The sequence below is a fragment of the Janthinobacterium sp. 1L-D-8-B-C4 genome, assembly GCF_057291295.1.
Genome location: NZ_JBXAVX010000004.1, coordinates 240322 through 258805 on the forward strand (window position 1 = coordinate 240322; position 18484 = coordinate 258805).

Consider the following 18484-nt stretch of genomic DNA (forward strand, 5'->3'; position numbering starts at 1 on the left):
TTTTCAATGGCACTTGAAGTAATCAAACGGTTCGCGGCAATCGATGCATTTGTACAGCGCCTTGCACGGCGTGGAGCCGAACTGGCTGGTCAGCTGCGTATGACTGGAACCGCAGTTCGGACAGATCACGTCGAGCTTCGGCATCGCCACGCGCTTGACGCCGCCCTTCAGGCCACTGATATCGATCACCTGCTGCTGCGGCGGGGCGATGCCATAGCCTTTCAGCTTGGCCTTGCCCTCGTCGCTCATCCAGTCGGTGGTCCAGGCCGGCGACAGCTGGTTCACCAGGGTGACGTGCTCCACGCCATGCTCGCGCAAGGCGTCGGTCACTGCGTCGGCAATCACCTGCATCGCCGGGCAGCCCGAGTAGGTGGGGGTAATCGTCACCGTGCAGGCGTCGCCAGTCACGTCGACGGCGCGCACGATGCCCAGGTCCACCACCGAAATGACGGGAATTTCCGGATCCGGCACCTCGCCGAGCCAGGACCAGACCTGCGCCGCATCGAGAGTGGTCGCCTGCGCGTTCATTACCACTCCGAACCGGGATAGGCGCGCTGCAGGAACTGCATCTCGGCCAGGATAAAGCCCAGGTGTTCCGAGTGCGTGCCCTGCTTGCCGCCCTTTTGCATCCAGGCGTCGGGCGCCGGCATGGTCAATGTGGCTTCGGCGAAGATCTCGGCCACGTGTTCCAGAAACGAAGCGCGCAGCAGCCCGGACGGCGGCGCGATGCCGGCCGCCGCCATGGCGCTGTCGACCGCGTCGTACTGGAACATCTCGCCCGTGTACATCCACAGCGCGTCGGCCGCGGCTTGCGTTTTCTTGTGGCTTTCCGCCGTGCCGTCGCCCAGGCGCACGATCAGGTCACCGCTGCGGCGCAGGTGGTACGTCACTTCCTTGATCGACTTTTGCGCCACTTCGACGATGCGCGCATCGCTGGCCTTGGTCAGTTCCAGCAGCTGGAAGTAATGCCAGGTGTCGAAGAAGAACTGGCGCATCATGGTGTCGGCGTAATTGCCATTCGGCTGTTCGACCAGCAGGCAGTTGCGGAAGTCGTGGGCGTCGCGCATGAAGGCGATATCGTCCTCGTCACGGCCGGCGTTTTCCAGTTCGGCCGCATAGCTGAACCACAGGCGCGTCTGGCCCAAAAGATCCAGCGCGACGTTGGTCAGCGCCATGTCTTCTTCCAGCGCCGGGCCCTTGCCGCACAGCTGCGACAGCTGCTGGCTGAGGATCAGGGCGTTGTCGCCCAGGCGCAAAAGATAGGTAATTTTGTCATCCATGACAGCTATCCCGATCACAGGTTCTTGACTTCTTCCGGCATCGGGAAGAAGGTGGGGTGACGGTAGACCTTGCTGTTCGACGGTTCGAACAGGGCGCCCTTGTCGCCGGGGCTGCTGGCGACGATATCGGCCGCGCGCACTACCCAGATGCTGACGCCCTCATTGCGGCGCGTATAGACGTCGCGCGCATGGTTGACCGCCATGGTGGCGTCGGAAGCGTGCAGGCTGCCCACGTGCTTGTGCGCCAGGCCGTGCTGGCTGCGGATGAAAACTTCCCACAAAGGCCATTCTTTGCTCATGTTGCTATCCCCTTTTATATGTGTTCTCAGGCTGCCGCTTTGACTGCGGCTTGTTTGTCCGCATAAGCGACCAGCGCATCACGGAACCACTCGCCGTCTTCATACGCTTTCACGCGCGTTTGCAGGCGTTCGCGGTTGCATGGGCCATTGCCCTTCAATACATTGTTGAACTCGGACCAGTCGATCTCGCCGAATTCATAGTGGCCGGTGTCGGCATTGAATTTCAGGTCGGGATCGGGCACGGTCAGGCCCAGGTATTCGATCTGCGGCACGGTCTGGTCGACCATGCGCTGGCGCAGTTCGTCGTTCGAAAACAGCTTGATGCGCCATTGCGCCGACTGCGCGCTGTTGACGGAAGCGGCGTCGGACGGACCGAACATCATCAGCGACGGCCACCACCAGCGGTTCAGGGCGTCCTGCGCCATGGCTTTCTGTTCTGGCGTGCCCTTGCACAGCGACATCATGATGTCGTAGCCCTGGCGCGCATGGAACGATTCTTCCTTGCAGACGCGGATCATGGCGCGTGCATACGGGCCATACGAGCAGCGGCACAGCGGAATCTGGTTGATGATGGCCGAGCCGTCGACCAGCCAGCCGATGGCGCCCATGTCGGCCCACGAAAGGGTCGGGTAATTGAAGATGCTCGAATACTTGGCTTTGCCCGAGTGCAAGGCAGCCAGCAGCTCGTCGCGCGAGACACCGAGGGTTTCAGCCGCGCTGTACAGGTACAGGCCGTGGCCCGCTTCGTCCTGGATCTTGGCCAGCAGGATCGATTTGCGTTTCAGGGTCGGCGCGCGCGTGACCCAATTGCCTTCTGGCAATTGACCGACGATTTCCGAGTGGGCGTGCTGCGAAATCTGGCGGATCAGGGTCTTGCGGTAAGCGTCGGGCATCCAGTCCTTGGCCTCGATCTTGATGCCTTCGTCGATGCGTGCCTGGAAAGCCTGCTCTTCCGCGCCCATGTCGTCGATGGAACGAACGTTCTTGAGGCCGGTTTCAACCATTTGTGCGTACATGATCTGTCTCCCAATGGGTGGCTTGCGCTGTTGCGCAAAGCGATAACGGATAATACGATACATAAATCGATTTGCATACACTTGATTTGAATCATTTGAAAATTCCGTATCTTATGTTCCTTTGGCAAGGGTATGATATTAAAAATAGTGCGTGCGCCAACGCAGGGCAAACGCTGCGTCAAGTAGACTGCTGCCTTTATCAAAATACCCGTTACAGCCAGACCAGGAACACATGAACAACACCGCTTGCACCGCATGGATAGCCGATTTCCTCGCCACTGACCCGCCCCGTTCGAAGTCGCTGGTGATGACGATCTTTGGCGACGCCATCGTGCCTCGCGGCGGCTCGATCTGGCTGGGCAGCCTGATCGAGCTGCTGGCGCCGTTCGGCGTCAATGACCGCCTGCTGCGCACCAGCGTATTCCGCCTGGCGCAGGAAGGCTGGCTCAGCTCGCAAAGGGATGGCCGCCGCAGCGCCTATGCGATCCGCCCGGAAGCGCTGGCCCGCTTCGAGCGCGCCTACCGCCGCATCTACGCGCCGCTGGTCAAGCACTGGGATGGCAGCTGGACCCTGGTAATCGGCGCGGCCGGTAATATCAACGCCAGCGAACGGGGCGCGCTGCGCAAGGAATTGCTGTGGGCCGGCTATGGCCTGGTCGCGCCCGGCATCTTCGGCCACCCGGCCAGCAATGGCGACGCACTGGAAGACATCCTGGTGCGCAATGAAGTACAGGGCAAGCTGTATGTCTGCCACAGCACGGAGTTGCCCGGCGTCAGCGGGCGCCCCTTGCGCGAGATGGTGGCCGAATGCTGGGACTTGTCGGAAGTGATGGCAGGCTACGAAAAATTCATCGCCAGCTTCCAGCCGCTGCTGGCGGTGCTGCAGGCCCAGCCCGCGATCGATGCCGAGCAGGCTTTCGTGATCCGCTCGCTATTGACCCACGCGTATCGGCGGGTGCAGCTGCACGATCCGCAGTTGCCGGTCGAACTGCTGCCCGAGCCGTGGCCCGGCACGCAAGCCTATGCGCTGGCGCGTGCACTGTACCGGCGCACCTATGCGGCGGCGGAACAGCATATCCTGGCCACCTTGCGGCGCGAGGACGAGCAGGCGGCCGATGTGGAGCCGTGGTTTTTTGAGCGCTTCGGCGGCCTGAACACCTGAGAAGAGCCAGGCCTTCAGCAAACGGCTATTGTTTTGCCACCACTTGCTTCGCGCCAGCCAGCAGGTCCTGACCCAGCTTGTCGAGCGCATTGACCTGCAGCTGCATGGCGTCGAGGATGGCGTGGTTGAAGGTCAGCTCGGCCGGCGTGGTATAGCCGGGAAAGCGCAGGATGCGCAGCAGTTCCTGCAAGGTCGTGCCCTTGCCCAGGTGCGCCAGCGCGTCGCTGAGGGCGCTGACCTTCTTTTCCAGCTCGCGTACATGTTTGCCATTGTCGTCCATGATGTTCTCCCGGTTGTTGGAGCTTTCACGTTAGCAAAGCAGCCGCACTGGCGTTTGCGCCGGCACAAAGCCAGCGGCAAAACGGGTATCATCGCGCCATTGCACACGATGCAAACCCTAACTTGTTTTTACCAGGAACATTCATGACCATTAAAATCAGCCAGCAGTTCGATGCCGGCGCGATCGAGGTGCTGCGCGCCGACGATGCCAGCGCCATCGAACTGAACATCCGCAAGGACTCCCACGCCGACATCACGCAATGGTTTTACTTCCGCCTGCAGGGCGCGCAAGGCGAGGCGTGCACGATCCGCTTCATGAACGCGGGAAAATCTGCCTACCCGGACGGCTGGAAAGACTACCAGGCCGTGGCCAGCTACGACCGCGAAACCTGGTTCCGCGTGCCGACCAGCTTTGACGGCAGCGTGATGACCATCGAACACACGCCGGAAGAAGAAAGCGTGTATTACGCCTACTTCGAGCCGTATCCATGGGACCGCCACCTGGCGCTGATCGACAGCGCGCAAGCTTCGCCGCTGGTGCGTTTGATCGACCTGGGCAGCACAGTGGAAGGGCGCGACATGAATCTGCTGGTGATCGGCGACGCCGATGCCGAGAAAAAAGTCTGGGTCATCGCGCGCCAGCATCCGGGTGAAACGATGGCCGAATGGTTTGTCGAAGGCATGCTCGAAGCGCTGCTGGACCAGGCCAACCCGTTTGCCCGCCAGTGCCTGCAGGACGCCGTCTTCTACGTGGTGCCGAACATGAATCCGGACGGTTCCGTGCACGGCAACCTGCGCACCAATGCGGCCGGCGCCAACCTGAACCGCGAATGGATGACGCCGACCATGGAGCGCAGCCCGGAAGTGTTCCTGGTGAAACAGAAAATGCATGAAATCGGCTGCGACCTGTTCCTCGACGTGCATGGCGACGAAGGCCTGCCGTATGTATTCGTGGCCGGCAGCGATGCGCTGGAAAATTTCACGCCAGCACAAAAGGCCGAGCAGGACCGCTTTATCGCCGACTTCAAGGTGGCCAGCCCCGACTTCCAGGACGAGCACGGCTACGAAGACGGCCCGTTCACGCCCGAAGTGCTGACCATGGGTTCGCCCCATATCACGCACGCGTTCGGCTGTTTGTCGCTGACCCTGGAACTGCCGTTCAAGGACAATGCCAACGACCCCGACCAGCAAACCGGCTGGAGCGGCGCGCGCAGCGCCGCCCTCGGCGCGGCCGTGCTGCAGCCGATCCTGTCGAGCCTGCGCGCGTAATCGCGCGTCTCGCACTGGCCTGCCGCCCTGGCGGGCCAGCTGTTGCGCAGCGCAGCATGGCAAGTCGTTGCCATCGACGGCATTGCTGCCTATACTAGCCGCAGCAGTGCCGATCTTTCCTCTTGCCAACCACGCCTCCCATATGAAAAACATTGACCAGCTTCACGCTGCAGCACGCTTTTCAACGACCTGTTTTGCACACGTGTGCATATTGTGTTTTTCGATCTTGCATGCGGCAACTGGCAGTGCGGCGCAGCTGAGCCCGGCGGCGCAACTGGGGCGGCAGATTTTCAATGATGCCAGCCTGTCGGCATCGGGCAAGCAGTCGTGCGCCAGCTGTCACGATCCGGCGCACGCCCATGCGCCGGGCAACAAGCTGGCGGTGCAACTGGGCGGCGCCGACGGCAAGGTGCCGGGCTACCGCGCCACGCCGTCGCTGCGCTACCTGGAACACAATCCGCCGTTCAGCATGGATGGCGAAGGCGTGCCGAACGGCGGCATCAACCGCGACGGCCGTGCCCGCAATCTGGCCGAACAGGCCGAACGCCCGTTCCTGGCGCCGCATGAAATGGCCAATGCCAGCACCGACGAGGTGGTTGGGCGCGTAAGCCGCAGCAGCTATGCGCCGCAGTTCCGCCAGGTGTACGGCGACGCCATTTTCTCCCAGCCGCGCCAGGCGTTCGGCCGCATCACGCATGCCTTGCAGCAGTTCCAGCAGGAAGAGCCGGACTTCCACCGCTACGATTCCAAATACGATTTGTTCCTGTCCAGCCAGGTGCCATTGGCACTGGCGGAATTGCGCGGGCTGGCCCTGTTCAACGATGAACGCAAGGGCAATTGCGCCGCCTGCCACCCCAGCGTGCGTGGCGAGAACGGCGCGCCGCCGCTGTTTACCGACTTCAGTTTCGACAATCTGGGCCTGCCGCGCAATCCGCGTATTCCCGCCAATGCCGAGGCCGCCTATTTCGACCTGGGACTGTGCGGCCCCGACCGTACCGACCTGGCGAACAAGGCTGCGCTGTGCGGCGCCTTTAAAGTACCGACTTTGCGCAACGTGGCTACGCGACAAGTTTTCTTTCACAACGGCGTGTTCGACAACCTCGCCGATGCACTGCGCTTTTACGTGCGGCGCGATACCCATCCCGGGCAATGGTATCCGCGCAACAAACAAGGGAAGGTACAGAAGTTCAACGACCTGCCGGCCAGGTATCGCGCCAATGTGAATACCAAGGAAGCGCCGTACGACCGCCAGCGCGGCATGGCGCCGGCGTTGACAGAGGGCGAAATCGAGGACATGGTGAAATTCCTGGCCACGCTGACCGATGGCTACCAGGTGCAGCAGTGATGCCGCGCGCCTGTCACGTTACCCCTTGGCCACCTTGCGCAAGGCTTCCACCAGCCGGTCCAGGTGCGACTCGGGCGTAAAGATGCCTGGCGTGACGCGCACGCAAGCGCCGGAAGCCAGGCCGTCGCGCGGCACGGCAAAGATACCGTGTTCGCGCACCAGCGTTTTCGACAGCGCGTAACTGTCGGCCACGCTGGTTTTCCCCTTCAGGCGGAACGAGGCAATCGCACTGGTCAGGCGCGGGTCGCTTGAAGCCAGTACTTCAATTCCATCGATGCCGCGCGCCGCCTCCACCCAGCGGTTGCGCAGCAGCCGCAGCCGCGCCTGCTTGTTGGCCACGCCGATGCGTGCATGCAAGTCGAGCGCCACCGGCAGGCTCAGGTAGGCGGCAAAGTTCACCGTCCCCGTATGCACGCGGGTACGGATATCGTCGCCCGCCTTTTCACCCATATAGGGGTCGATATCGGCCGCCCTGCCCCGCTTGATATAGGCGGCGCCCACGCCCACCGGCGCGCCTATCCATTTGTGCAGGTTGATGCCGACAAAATCCGCTTGCAGGTCGGGGATCGTCATGTCGAGCTGGCCGAAGCCGTGCGCGGTATCGACGATCACATCGATGCCCCGCGCGCGCGCCATGCGGCTGATCTCTGCCACCGGCAAGACCATGCCGTTGCGGTGGTTCACATGCGTCAGCAGCATCAGTTTGAGCTTCGGGTGGCGCGCCATCGCTTGCTCATAAGCATCGATGACATTGTCATGCGTGAACGGCTCGGGCATGTCGATCGCCACCACCTCGGCGCCGCGCCGCTGCTGCAGCCAGCGCGTGACCGTGATCATGTTGTCGTAGTCGATATCGGCATGCAGCACCGTGTCACCCGGGCGCAAGCGGTTGTAGCCGGCGATCAGCACTTGCAGCGCTTCGGTGGCGCCGCGCGTCAGCACGATCTCGTCCGTACCGACACCCAGCGCCCTGGCCGCCGCCGCGCGGGCCGCCTCGAAGTCGGCCGGAAAGCGCATGCGCGCATACCAGGCGTTGTCGCGGTTGACCATGGCCAGTTGCTGTTGGTAATCGGCCAGTACCGGCCTGGCCATCGAACCCCAGAAAGCGTTATCGAGCTGCACGACCGCATCGGTGCTGTCGTATTGCGCGGCCACCGCCTGCCAGTAGGCCTGGTTGCCGGCCAGGCTGTCTGGCGTGGCGCCGGCCGGCAACTGCGGCAAAGTCGGTACAGTTGTGGACGCCGCCCCGGCAGACCCTGCAGCCAGCGGCAGCGCGGCCGCCAGGGAGCCGGCGCGCAGCAGCGCCCGGCGTTGTGGATTCATCATCACCATCGCCCCTTAAAATTTCACTTTGTATTCGACATACAGATTGCGGCCATCCGTATCATACGGCGCGTTGCGCGAATAAATCAGGCCACGGCTGGCCTGGAACGTCGCTTCGTCGGGATATTTATCGAGCACATTATCGATGCCGGCGCGGATCGATTGCGTGTCCGTGATCTTGTAGCTGGCCGCCAGGTCGAGAAATTGCATGGCGCCAAAGCGCTGGAAGATATCGCCGGTGGTATTGCCGGTGTTGTCGGTCCATGCACCGTAGTAGCGCACGCGCGCCAGCGTGTTCCAGTTACCCAGCTCATAGTTGCCGCTGATGGTGGCTTTCTGGCGCGGCAGGCGTTCTTCGAAGACTTGCCGCTGGGCCGGGTTGGTCACCAGGCTGGAGTTGCCGCCATCCACCTTTGTGGTGTTGTAGTTGTAGGCCAGGGTCAGGTTCAGCTTGCCGTCGGCGATACGGCTCAGGTGGCTGCCGACGATATCGATGCCGCGCGTGGTGGTGTCGAAGTCGTTCGTGAAATAGCTGACCGAGGTGTAGCGCAGCGGATTGGCCACCCCGGCTGGCACGGCAAACGACGCGGACGTGCTGAAGCGGTCGCTGACCTTGATGTCATACACATCGACGGAACCGGAAAAGCCCGCCGGCGTCTTCCACGTAAAACCCAGCGACAGGTTCTTCGACTTTTCCGGTTTCAATGGCTGGGCACCCAGCAGTACCGCCAGCGGGTCGTTGTTGGCCAGGCGGCCGCTGGTAAACAACAGCAGCGTCTTGGTGTCCAATCCCTGGTTGGTGCTGTTGGTATTCGACTGGCCCGGCGTCGGCGCGCGAAAACCGGTCGAGTACGAACCGCGCAAGGCCAGCTCGCTGCTCAAGGCATAGCGCGCCGACAGCTTGCCGTTGACGGTGCTGCCGAACTCGGAGAAATGTTCATAACGGGCCGCGCCGCCCAGGCTCAGCGCGCGGCTCACCGGCACTTCCACGTCGAGGTAGGCGGCGTAGCTGTCCTGGCCCCAGCTGCCCGCCTGGCGGCTGCTGAAGCCGGGCGCGCCATTCGCGTTGGCGTCCAGCCCCACCGCCGCGCCCGGCCCCACCGTCCACGATGCCGTGTCGCCGGCCTTCACGCCATAGGTTTCATTGCGCGCCTCTGCGCCAAAGGCGATATTGACCGGCTGCGGCAGCGCCGCGACCGGCAATTCATAGTTGAAGTTGGCGTTGAGGATTTTTTCCGTTTGCGACAAGCGGCCCAGGTAGAAAGCCGTCGGACTGATTGGCCCCATCGAGGCATTGATGGAATTGGCCAGCTCGTAGTCGATGCGGTTGCGGCCGAACGACGCGCTGACGTCCCAGCCCAGTTGCTCGCTGATGCGCCCGCGCAGGCCGGCAACGAACTGCAGGTCGTCCTGCTCGTTCGAGTAGCTGGGGCTGAAGCCGAGCGGGTACACGCTGCGCAAGTCCCAGCCGAGAAACACGGTGCTGGTTTTATAGGCGCCGGTGCTGGTGTCGGGATTGCGCCAGTTGAAGTCCGAGGTGCCGTCGCTGTGGCTGTACAGGCCAAAACCATACAGTTCGATACTGTCGGACAAGGCCATGCTGGCATTGAAGCCGAGGCGCTGGCTTTTGAGTTCAGGCTGGCCCCAGCGCTGCACCGGGTTCGGCACCTTCAGTTCCGGATGCGCTTGCTGGAACGCGATGGCGTCGGCCCGCTGGCGCGTGCGCGAGGTGGGGTCGGACTTGGCCAGCGCGCCGAAAATGCTGGCCTTGCCCGTCTCGCCAAACGCAAAACCCGTCTTCAGGTTGAGCTCGTTGGCCTTGCCGTCGCCTTCGCCATATTGCGAATGGTGCACCGACAATTCCGTGCCGACCGTATCGTCGAGAATGATATTGATCACGCCGGCAATCGCGTCGGAACCGTACTGGGCCGAGGCGCCGTCGCGCAGCACTTCGATGCGCTTGATGGCCGACACGGGTATCTGCGCCAGGTCGGGCGCCTGCGCGCCGCGCGCGCCGAGCAGCGCGCTGCGGTGGAAACGCTTGCCATTGACCAGCACCAGGGTCTGGTCGGGCGACAGGCCGCGCAAGGTAGCCGGGCGCACGAACACCTGCCCGTCAGCCATCGGCAAGCGCTGCACCACATACGATGGCACCAGTTGCGCCAGCACATCGTTCAGGTCCGACGATTCGACCGCGCCGATATCTTCGCGGTTGAACACGTCGACCGGCGCCATGGTGTCGAACTGGGTGCGGTTGCTGCCGCGCGTGCCGGTGACGATCACCGCTTGCGGGGTGTCCACGGCGTCATTGGCGACAGCGGCAGCGGGCGCATCGCCATGGGCGTGCGCCTGGCTGGCAAACACGGCGCTCATGGCACACATCAGGGCCACGGCACGGGCGATGCGGGTACGGGAAGAGGTCATCGAGAAGGTTCACTATGCAGGTTGGATAAGACAACGACGCGACCATGCAGACTTGAATCTTGCATGAAATATCACGAAGTTCGGCTTACTTACATTAAAAGCATCTAACTCGCCATTAATGAAGCAGCCACATCATACGAAGCGAATATGTCCGCCGTATGACCAGCCAGCACGAAAAAAAAGGCGCCAGCGGCGCCTTGGGGAGCAGCAGCACGGCGTTCAGCCGCCCGCCACCACCATGCTCTCGATCAGGATGGAACCGGTTTCCTTGGTGCCGCGGCGCAGCACGTCGGCGCCGATGGCGACGATATGGCGCAGCATGTCTTTCATGTTGCCGGCAATCGTGATCTCCTCCACCGGATATTGAATCACGCCGTTTTCAACCCAGAAGCCGGAGGCGCCGCGCGAATAGTCGCCCGTCACGTAATTGGTGCCCTGCCCCATCAGTTCTGTTACCAGCAAACCCGTGCCGAGCTTTTTCAGCATGGCGGCAAAATCATCGCCGGGCGCCGTCAGGCTGGAGCTCATGTACAGATTGTGCGAGCCGCCCGCATTGCCCGTGGTCTGCATGCCCAGTTTGCGCGCGGTGTAGGTCGACAGGAAATAGCCTTGCACCACGCCATCCTTGACCACCTCGCGGCTGACGGTTTTCACGCCTTCTTCGTCGAACGGCGCCGAGCCGACGCCGCCGATCACGTGCGGGTCTTCAAAGATCTGCACGTGAGCGGGCAGCACCTGCGTGCCCAGCGAGTCATTGAGGAAAGTGGACTTGCGGTACAGCGCACCGCCCGAAGTTGCCTGCACATAGGTCCCCAGCAGGCCGGCCGCCAGCGGCGCCTCGAACAGCACCGGGCAGGTACGCGTGCCGAGCTTGCGCGCGTTCAGGCGCGACAGCGCGCGCTCGGCGGCGTAGCGGCCGATGGCCTCGGGGCTCGACATTTTTGACGCATCGCGCACCGACGAATACCAGTCGTCGCGCTGCATCTTGGCGCCCTTGCCGGCGATCGGCGCCACCGACAAGGTGTGGCGCGAAAACGGATAGCCGCCGATAAAGCCGCGCGAATTGGCCGACACAAAGTGCGATTGCTGCACGTGCACGCTGGCGCCTTCGCTGTTGGTGATGCGTGGATCGACGGCAAACGCGGCCGCTTCGCCACGCTGCGCCAGCACCACGGCTTCTTCGGTGGAGATCAGCCATGGGTAGAACAGCTGCAGGTCGCGCGGCGACATTTCCAGCATGTCGGCGTCGGCCAGGCCGGCGCAATCGTCCTCGGCCGTGAAGCGGGCGATATTGTAGGCCGCGTCCACCGTGGCGCGCAGGGCGGCCGGTGAAAAATCGGAGGTGCTGGCATTGCCGCGTTTCTTGCCGACAAACACGGTCACGCCCATGCCTTTGTCGCGGTTCTGTTCGATGGTTTCGATCTTGCCTTTTCGTACAGAAACGGACAGGCCGCTACCTTCGCTGACTTCGACCGCCGCATCGCTGCCGCCCGCTTCGCGCGCAAAAGACAACACATCACGGGCAAGTTGCTGCAGTTGCTCTTGAGTATGGGTAAATACGGACTCGTTCATGTGCTGTTTTCTTCGGAAAGGCCCTAAAAAGGTTATGATAGCAGTCGTTTACAGTTTACAGGTGCGGCCTACGCGGCCAATCCCGCCTTATCATGCCAAATCCAAACCGGGGAGCTTGCGGCTTCCAATCGTCCGAATTCGAACAGGAATATGAACGTCCTTCGAAGTCGGAACTCAAGCGCCAGATGACCGTCCTGCAAAAGCTGGGCGAAGAATTAGTCAATGAAGCACGCGACCGCGTCAAGCGCGTTCCGATGCCCGAAGACGTGCGCGACGCCATCCTCGAATGCCAGCTGATCAAGGATCACGAAGGCCGCCGCCGCCAGCTGCAATATGTTGGCAAGAAAATGCGCACCCTCGATGATGAAGAAGTTGCCGCCATCCAGCGCACCATCGACAGCTGGAAAGGCTTGTCGAAAGCCGACACCGCCGCCATGCACGCGATGGAACGCCGCCGCGACAAGCTGCTGACGGACGACAAGGCGCTGACCTTGCTGCTGTCGGAAAACCCGGAACTCGACGTGCAGCACCTGCGCACCCTGATCCGCAATGCCCGCAAGGAGCAGGCCGAGAACAAGCCGCCGAAAGCCTACCGCGAAATCTTCCAGATCCTGAAACAGATCGCCAAGAAGAACAATGGCGGCAAGGATGATGCGGATGAAGAAGGCGTTGACGCCGAAGAAGACGAATAAACCCCAAGTGCAAAAGCCGGGGTCGGTCCTTTCAGGATCGTGATACGCCCCACTGGGGCTTATCACCCCTGAGGGTCCGACCCCAGTCCTTGCTTGGGGTTGGGAAAAAACCGGGAACCAGCCCGGTTTTTTGGTTTTTACGACATAGACAGGTGCCCCATGACCACTCTCGAAGACGAATTGATTATCGGCCTCGTGTCGATCTCGGACCGCGCCAGCGGCGGCGTATATGAAGACCAGGGCATCCCGGCCCTGGAAAGCTGGCTGGCGGCCGCGCTGCGCACGCCTTACCGGCTGGAAAAGCGCTTGATTCCCGACGAGCGCTCGCAGATTGAAAACACCCTGATCGACATGGTCGACCTGAACCATTGCCATTTGATACTGACCACCGGCGGCACGGGGCCGGCGCGGCGCGACGTGACGCCGGACGCGACCTTGTCGGTGGGCACCAAAGAGATGCCGGGCTTTGGCGAACAGATGCGCCAGATCAGCCTGCAGTTCGTGCCGACGGCGATACTGTCGCGCCAGGTGGCGGTAATCCGCGAAACGCCCGAGCGCGCCTGCCTGATCATGAATCTGCCAGGCCAGCCGAAAGCCATCAAGGAAACCCTGGAAGGCCTGAAAGATGCCGAAGGCAAGCAATTGGTCAACGGCATCTTTGCCGCCGTGCCGTATTGCATCGACCTGATCGGTGGTCCGTATATGGAAACCGACCCGGTCGTGTGCAAGGCCTTCCGTCCCAAATCGGCGCTGCGTCCGGCGCCCATCATCCCAGAGGAAAACACATGAGCACTTTGCTGGAAACCATCGAACTCGACAGCGCACCGAACCCGACCGTCGCGATTATCTGGATGCACGGCCTGGGCGCCGACAACAATGACTTCGTGCCGCTGGTCAAGGAACTCGACCTGCGCGGCTGTCCTGCGATCCGCTTTATCTTCCCGAACGCCGGCACCATGCCCGTCACCATCAACAACGGCTATGTGATGCGTTCGTGGTACGACATTCTGACGAGCGACCTGGTGCGCCGCGAAGACGAAGGCGGCCTGCGCGCCTCGCAGGCACAGATCGAAGCGCTGATCGCGCGCGAAAAAGAACGCGGCATTCCCGCCAGCCGCATTATCCTGGCCGGCTTCTCGCAAGGCTGCGCCATGACCTTGCAAACGGGCTTGCGCCACCCTGAAAAACTGGCCGGCCTGATGTGCCTGTCCGGCTATCTGCCGCTGGCCGACAAGACCGCTGCCGAGCGTACGCCAGCCAGCCTGGAAACGCCGATCTTCATGGCGCACGGCACGGCCGACCCGGTGGTGGCAATCGCCCGCGCCGAACAGTCGCGCGACCTGCTGACCGGCCTGGGCTACCAGGTGGAATGGCATACCTACCGCATGCAGCATTCGCTGTGCCAGGAAGAAATTGACGCGATCGGCGTCTGGCTGAAAAAAGTGCTGGCTTAAAACAAAACAGACGACGGCGACCTAATTGTTGGCCGTCGTTTTGTCATTCCAGACCTTCAGCATGTCCGGTGACGCTTCGGAGCGGATGCCGTTGTCGCTCAGCACCGCTTCGGTGGCCGCCAGCATTTCCTTGCGCGGCACCACCACCAGTTCCGCATCGCGCTGCTCGAAGCGGAAAGTGACCATCTCGTCGGGCAGGTCGCGCAGCAGGGTCACCATGTGCGCCAGGCTGCGCACGGGGATGCCATTGACCGAATACACGACCGAGAAGAAACGGTTGCCGTAGCCATTCATCAGCTTGTGCGGGAAGAATGGCGCGGAAACCACCACCAGTTCCTGGCGGTTGGCGTCCGGTGCATCGCCGCGCCGCGTAACGAGCGGATTGCCGGCAAAACTCATGCCCACCAGCATCGGCGCATTGGCGTTGGGGCCGGCCATGAATTCAGCCGTCACTTTTGAAAACACCATCGGGCCAAAGATGAAATACGATGGATAGGCGCCTTCCAGGCTTGGCACCAGCATCGGATGCGAAGACGAGACCGGCACGCTGACCTGCAGCGGCGCGCCATGGCGTACCACGGTCAGGGGCAGCATGCCGTTTTTCGCCAGCTGCTGCACCCGGTACTGGAAGCGTACGCGGCTGTTGGCGGTCAGCTTGACCATGCCCTGGTTGTCGATGGGGTAGTCGCCAATTTTTGTGATGACATCGAATTCCTTGAGCGGATATTGCGCGTCCTTGCTGGCCGGCGTCATCACGATGGCGCCCTCGACACTTTTGTCGAGCTTGAGCATGCTGCGCAGGGCCGGATTTTCCATCGTCTGCGTCACGTCGAACAGCGCCGGCTTGCCCTTGGGCGCGCCACTGTCCTGGTCGCGCAGGAACAGCTCGATCTCTTCGTTGGGAATGATGTAGCCCATGTTTTGCGCATTGGTCACGGTGGCAAACGCCAGGCCGATCATCTTGTCGCCGGCAATCACGGCGCCGCCGCTGTTACCGGGATTGATCGCCGCATCGATCTGGATGCGCAAGCCCGAGACGGGATAATGGTAGTGCACGAACTCGATGCGCGAGACGATGCCCTTGGTGATGGACAAGGAATTGCCGCCCAGCGGATAGCCGTAGGCCAGTACGGCATCGCGCACATCCGGCAAGACATTGGCGCGCGGCATGGGCTTATGGGTATCGAAGAAACTGTCGTCGTCGACCTTCAGCAAGGCCAGGTCCATGCCTTCGGAAATGGCCAGCACAGTGGCCGACAGCTTGTCGCCGGAACCATTGGCCTGGATCTGCACCTGGCTGGCGTAACCGACCATGTGTGCATTGGTCAGGATGCGGTGGCCGTCGATCACCACGCCCGACCCCGTCACCGACTGCGGCGCGGCCTTGCTCCATGGCTTGTAGGGATCGGGCCGGCGCAAGGTGGAAAAGACCTTGACGACGGCGTTTTCCAGCGCCGTGGCGTTGGCCGTGGAAGCGGTCTCGGCCGCCATCGAGTGCACCGCCACCAACGGAGAAAAAGAAAGGGCCAACGCCAGCAAGGCGCGGCCCATCAGGGACTGGCAAATGCGAATTTTCATGGTCGATCAAACAATGGATGGTGGGAAATAAAGTATATATTGCGCAACACTCGCAAAAATTACAGTTTGTCCATCATCCTGGCCGCCCTCCCAAGACCTGCTACGGCAGTGGCGTCACTCCCGATCGCGGCACGGCCGTCTGCGCGCCATTCATCACCATGGCCAGAAAGGTGTAATAGCCATTGATGCCCATCAGGTCGATGACGCCGTGCTCGCCGAACAGCGCCAGGGCGCGCACATAGGTAGCGTCGCCCACGCGCTTGTTCTGCTGCAATTCGATACAGAAATCATGCACGGCCTGCTCGTCTTCGAGCAGGCTTTCAGGCGCGCGCCGCTCGGCGATCGCGTCGATCGCTGCCTGCGCAATGCCATTTTGCGCCGCCAGCGGCGCGTGTATCGCCCACTCGACCTGCTGGTCCCATTGCCGCGCCGTCACCAGGATCGCCAGTTCGGACAGGCGCGTGCCGATCGCGCTGCGGTAGCGCAAATACTCTCCCATGCGCTGCGCCGTTTCCATCAGCTCGGGACTGCGTATCAGCGGCACGAAGGGGCCGTACAGCGCCCCGCGCGGACCGTCGATAATCGCTTGCGCGGCAGCGCGCTGCCGTCCATTAAGTTGTTCCAGCGGCAGCGGCGGCAAGCGGTCCACGTCAAAACCCGGCATCAGGCGGTCCAGGCAACCACGTCCTGCTGCTGCTCGCCCAGGCCGGCGATACCCAGGCGCATGGTGTCGCCTTTTTTCAGGAAGCGCTGCGGCTTGCGGCCCTGGCCCACGCCCGGCGGGGTACCGGTGGCGATCACGTCGCCCGGTTCCAGGGTCATGAATTGCGACAGGTAGCTGACGATTTGCGCGACCGTGAAGATCATGGTTTGCGTGTTGCCGGTCTGCATGCGCTTGCCGTTCACTTCGAGGTACAGGTCCAGGTCCTGCTCGTCGATCACTTCGTCGCGCGTTACCAGCCATGGGCCGACCGGGCCGAAGGTGTCGCAGCCCTTGCCCTTGTCCCAGGTACCGCCGCGTTCGAGCTGGTAGGAGCGCTCGGAAACATCGTTGACGACGCAATAGCCGGCCACATATTTCAGCGCATCTTCTTCGCTGACGTATTGCGCGCGCGTGCCGATGATCACACCCAGTTCCACTTCCCAGTCGGTCTTTTTCGACCCCTTCGGCAACACCACGGTGTCGTCCGGGCCGTTCAGGCAGGTAATCGCCTTCATGAAGACGATCGGCTCGGCCGGAATCGGCATGCCCGATTCGGCCGCGTGATCAGCGTAGTTCAGGCCGATGCCGATGAACTTGCCGACCTTGGCGACCGGCACGCCGAAGCGCGGATTGCCGCGTACCAGCGGCAGGGTTTTTTCGTCGAGCTTGGTCAGCTTGCGCAGCGCCTTGTCGGACAATTGCGCGCCATCGATATCGGCAATCACGCCGGACAGGTCGCGCAGTTTGCCTTCTTCATCGATCAGGCCCGGTTTTTCCTTGCCGGGACGACCATAACGAACGAGTTTCATATTCTTCCTTGGAGTTGATCATTGCCGCTGTGCAGGCCATCATTTTACCGGATGGCCCGGCACGCCTGTGGCGGCCGATGAAAAACATCGCAAGTCCCGGCAGCTGCAGCAGCGCCAGCAGGCCGAACGCGGCCTGGTAAGCCTGCGGCGGATACTGGTGCGCGGCGTTGCCCGGCCAGCAGCCCAGCACCAGGCCAAAACCGGCCTGCACCAGGAAGGCGCCGCTGAAGATCAGCAGGTTCAAACAGGTGGCGGCGCGGCCAGTCATGCCCGGCGGCACGCTTTGCGCGACGATGGTGTATTCCAGCCCCGCCACCGTGCCCAACAAGGTAAACAGCACCGACAGCATGGGCAGGCCGGGCCGCACATTCATCGCCATGGCGAACTGCACCAGCACGAACAGCAGCACGCCCCATGCCGCCACCTGCATCGGCGTGACGCCGCGCCGGCCCGCCCATTCCGTCAGCATGCCCATGGCGATGGCGCCAAAGATGACGGCCGCCATGCCCAGATACAGCAAATAGGCGACAGCGTCGTCCGTCATGCCGCCGACGTCGCTGAGCCAGCGCCCTATCCACAAGCCCTGCACGCCGAAAAACACGCTGTGCGGCAACAGCAGCAGGGCAATCGTGCGGCGAAACGCGGGGTCGCGGTAGACCTGCAGGATGCCAGCCTTGGGCGCGACCGCCACGGTCGCCGTTGGTGCGGGCGACAGCATGCGGATCAGCAAGCCCACCGCCAGCACGGCCAGCGCCAGCCACAGGAACAGGCCGCGCCAGTCGGTATGGTCGAGCGCGACTTTTACCGGCAGGGTGGCGCTGGCTGCGCCCAGCCCGCCCACGGCGATCAGGTAGCCATGCACGGACGGCAGGCGCGCCGGCGCCACCGCGCCCGAAATGGCTTTCACGGCAGCCATGAAACAGCCGCCCAGGCCAGCGCCCATCACGGCGCGCGCACACAGCAGCTCGGCAAAGCCATGGCCACGGCTGAACAGCCATACGCCCAGCGCCGCCACGCTCATCAGCACCAGTTGTACCGCGCGCGGACCGTGGCGGTCCAGCGCCATGCCGACCGGCAATTGCACCAGCGCAAACGCCAGGAAAAATGCGCTGGTCAGCAAACCCAGTTGCGTGGCGCCCAGGTGCACCGAGGACAGCAGTTCGTCCGTCAGCACGGCATTGATTGCGCGCAGCAAGCACGACAGGTAATGGCCGAGCGCGAACGGCAGGAACACCAGGCAAAAGATAGCCACGGGGCTGCGGCCAGCGGTGGCTTGCAT

At 62.5% G+C, this 18484-nt stretch carries 18 protein-coding genes; 6 read left to right on the forward strand and 12 right to left on the reverse strand.

Annotated elements, in window-relative coordinates; genetic code table 11:
- Positions 1 to 3: 3 nt before the first annotated feature.
- Genes paaD through paaA form a run of 4 tightly spaced genes read right to left on the reverse strand, consistent with a single transcriptional unit; the run spans position 4 to position 2595 of the window.
- Entirely contained in the window at positions 4 to 528 is a 525-nt protein-coding gene (gene paaD / locus AC0Z42_RS09840) for a 1,2-phenylacetyl-CoA epoxidase subunit PaaD (protein ID WP_485468038.1), read from the reverse strand.
- Positions 528 to 1280 carry a 1,2-phenylacetyl-CoA epoxidase subunit PaaC gene (gene paaC / locus AC0Z42_RS09845; protein WP_485468039.1) on the reverse strand — a complete coding sequence of 251 codons (753 nt, stop codon included), beginning with the start codon at positions 1278 to 1280 and terminating at the stop codon, positions 528 to 530. The genes paaD and paaC overlap by 1 nt, the downstream gene beginning before the upstream one ends.
- A gap of 14 nt (positions 1281 to 1294) precedes the next feature.
- On the reverse strand, positions 1295 to 1579 hold the full coding sequence (gene paaB / locus AC0Z42_RS09850) for a 1,2-phenylacetyl-CoA epoxidase subunit PaaB (protein ID WP_034746356.1): 285 nt from the start codon (positions 1577 to 1579) through the stop codon (positions 1295 to 1297).
- A gap of 26 nt (positions 1580 to 1605) precedes the next feature.
- Positions 1606 to 2595, reverse strand: a complete 990-nt coding sequence (gene paaA, locus AC0Z42_RS09855; protein WP_485468040.1) for a 1,2-phenylacetyl-CoA epoxidase subunit PaaA — start codon at positions 2593 to 2595, stop codon at positions 1606 to 1608.
- A gap of 232 nt (positions 2596 to 2827) precedes the next feature.
- Here paaA and paaX point away from each other — a divergent pair, with 232 nt between their 5' ends.
- Complete coding sequence (paaX, locus tag AC0Z42_RS09860; protein ID WP_485468041.1) at positions 2828 to 3757, forward strand: phenylacetic acid degradation operon negative regulatory protein PaaX; 930 nt, start codon at positions 2828 to 2830, stop codon at positions 3755 to 3757.
- Positions 3758 to 3782: 25 nt separating this feature from the next.
- Here paaX and AC0Z42_RS09865 read toward each other — a convergent pair whose 3' ends face one another.
- A complete protein-coding gene (locus AC0Z42_RS09865; RefSeq protein ID WP_485468042.1) occupies positions 3783 to 4037 on the reverse strand; it encodes a hypothetical protein in 255 nt (84 codons plus the stop codon).
- Between the two features lie 143 nt (positions 4038 to 4180).
- Between AC0Z42_RS09865 and AC0Z42_RS09870 the strand changes: the two genes are divergently transcribed.
- Together AC0Z42_RS09870 and AC0Z42_RS09875 are read left to right on the forward strand one after the other, a co-directional pair.
- Positions 4181 to 5305: a M14 family metallopeptidase gene (locus AC0Z42_RS09870; protein WP_485468043.1), complete on the forward strand. Its 1125-nt coding sequence runs from the start codon at positions 4181 to 4183 to the stop codon at positions 5303 to 5305.
- A 226-nt stretch (positions 5306 to 5531) separates the two neighbouring features.
- Entirely contained in the window at positions 5532 to 6650 is a 1119-nt protein-coding gene (locus tag AC0Z42_RS09875; RefSeq protein WP_485468044.1) for a cytochrome-c peroxidase, read from the forward strand.
- A gap of 18 nt (positions 6651 to 6668) precedes the next feature.
- Here the strand turns inward: AC0Z42_RS09875 and AC0Z42_RS09880 are convergent, their stop codons facing one another.
- The 3 genes from AC0Z42_RS09880 to pmbA form a co-directional block, all read right to left on the reverse strand.
- Entirely contained in the window at positions 6669 to 7976 is a 1308-nt protein-coding gene (locus tag AC0Z42_RS09880) for an aminotransferase class V-fold PLP-dependent enzyme (RefSeq protein ID WP_485468045.1), read from the reverse strand.
- A 12-nt stretch (positions 7977 to 7988) separates the two neighbouring features.
- Positions 7989 to 10397, reverse strand: coding sequence for a TonB-dependent receptor plug domain-containing protein (locus AC0Z42_RS09885; protein ID WP_485468046.1), 2409 nt, complete (start codon positions 10395 to 10397; stop codon positions 7989 to 7991).
- Between the two features lie 219 nt (positions 10398 to 10616).
- On the reverse strand, positions 10617 to 11969 hold the full coding sequence (pmbA, locus tag AC0Z42_RS09890) for a metalloprotease PmbA (RefSeq protein WP_485468047.1): 1353 nt from the start codon (positions 11967 to 11969) through the stop codon (positions 10617 to 10619).
- A 92-nt stretch (positions 11970 to 12061) separates the two neighbouring features.
- Here pmbA and yjgA point away from each other — a divergent pair, with 92 nt between their 5' ends.
- From yjgA to AC0Z42_RS09905, 3 genes are all read left to right on the forward strand, one after another.
- Positions 12062 to 12661, forward strand: coding sequence for a ribosome biogenesis factor YjgA (gene yjgA, locus AC0Z42_RS09895; RefSeq protein ID WP_485468048.1), 600 nt, complete (start codon positions 12062 to 12064; stop codon positions 12659 to 12661).
- A gap of 159 nt (positions 12662 to 12820) precedes the next feature.
- Positions 12821 to 13450 carry a molybdopterin adenylyltransferase gene (mog, locus tag AC0Z42_RS09900; RefSeq protein WP_485468049.1) on the forward strand — a complete coding sequence of 210 codons (630 nt, stop codon included), beginning with the start codon at positions 12821 to 12823 and terminating at the stop codon, positions 13448 to 13450.
- Positions 13447 to 14115 (forward strand): alpha/beta hydrolase, encoded by a 669-nt coding sequence (locus AC0Z42_RS09905; RefSeq protein ID WP_485468050.1) that lies wholly within the window; start codon positions 13447 to 13449, stop codon positions 14113 to 14115. The genes mog and AC0Z42_RS09905 overlap by 4 nt, the downstream gene beginning before the upstream one ends.
- A 21-nt stretch (positions 14116 to 14136) precedes the next feature.
- On the opposite strand, the gene AC0Z42_RS09910 is transcribed toward AC0Z42_RS09905, so the two are convergent.
- The 4 genes from AC0Z42_RS09910 to AC0Z42_RS09925 form a co-directional block, all read right to left on the reverse strand.
- On the reverse strand, positions 14137 to 15693 hold the full coding sequence (locus AC0Z42_RS09910; protein WP_485468051.1) for a S1C family serine protease: 1557 nt from the start codon (positions 15691 to 15693) through the stop codon (positions 14137 to 14139).
- Positions 15694 to 15793: 100 nt separating this feature from the next.
- Positions 15794 to 16357 carry a carboxymuconolactone decarboxylase family protein gene (locus tag AC0Z42_RS09915; protein ID WP_485468052.1) on the reverse strand — a complete coding sequence of 188 codons (564 nt, stop codon included), beginning with the start codon at positions 16355 to 16357 and terminating at the stop codon, positions 15794 to 15796.
- Positions 16357 to 17205 (reverse strand): fumarylacetoacetate hydrolase family protein, encoded by an 849-nt coding sequence (locus AC0Z42_RS09920; RefSeq protein WP_485468053.1) that lies wholly within the window; start codon positions 17203 to 17205, stop codon positions 16357 to 16359. The genes AC0Z42_RS09915 and AC0Z42_RS09920 overlap by 1 nt, the downstream gene beginning before the upstream one ends.
- A complete protein-coding gene (locus tag AC0Z42_RS09925) occupies positions 17150 to 18484 on the reverse strand; it encodes an MFS transporter (protein WP_485468054.1) in 1335 nt (444 codons plus the stop codon). Before AC0Z42_RS09925 ends, AC0Z42_RS09920 begins: the two co-directional genes overlap by 56 nt.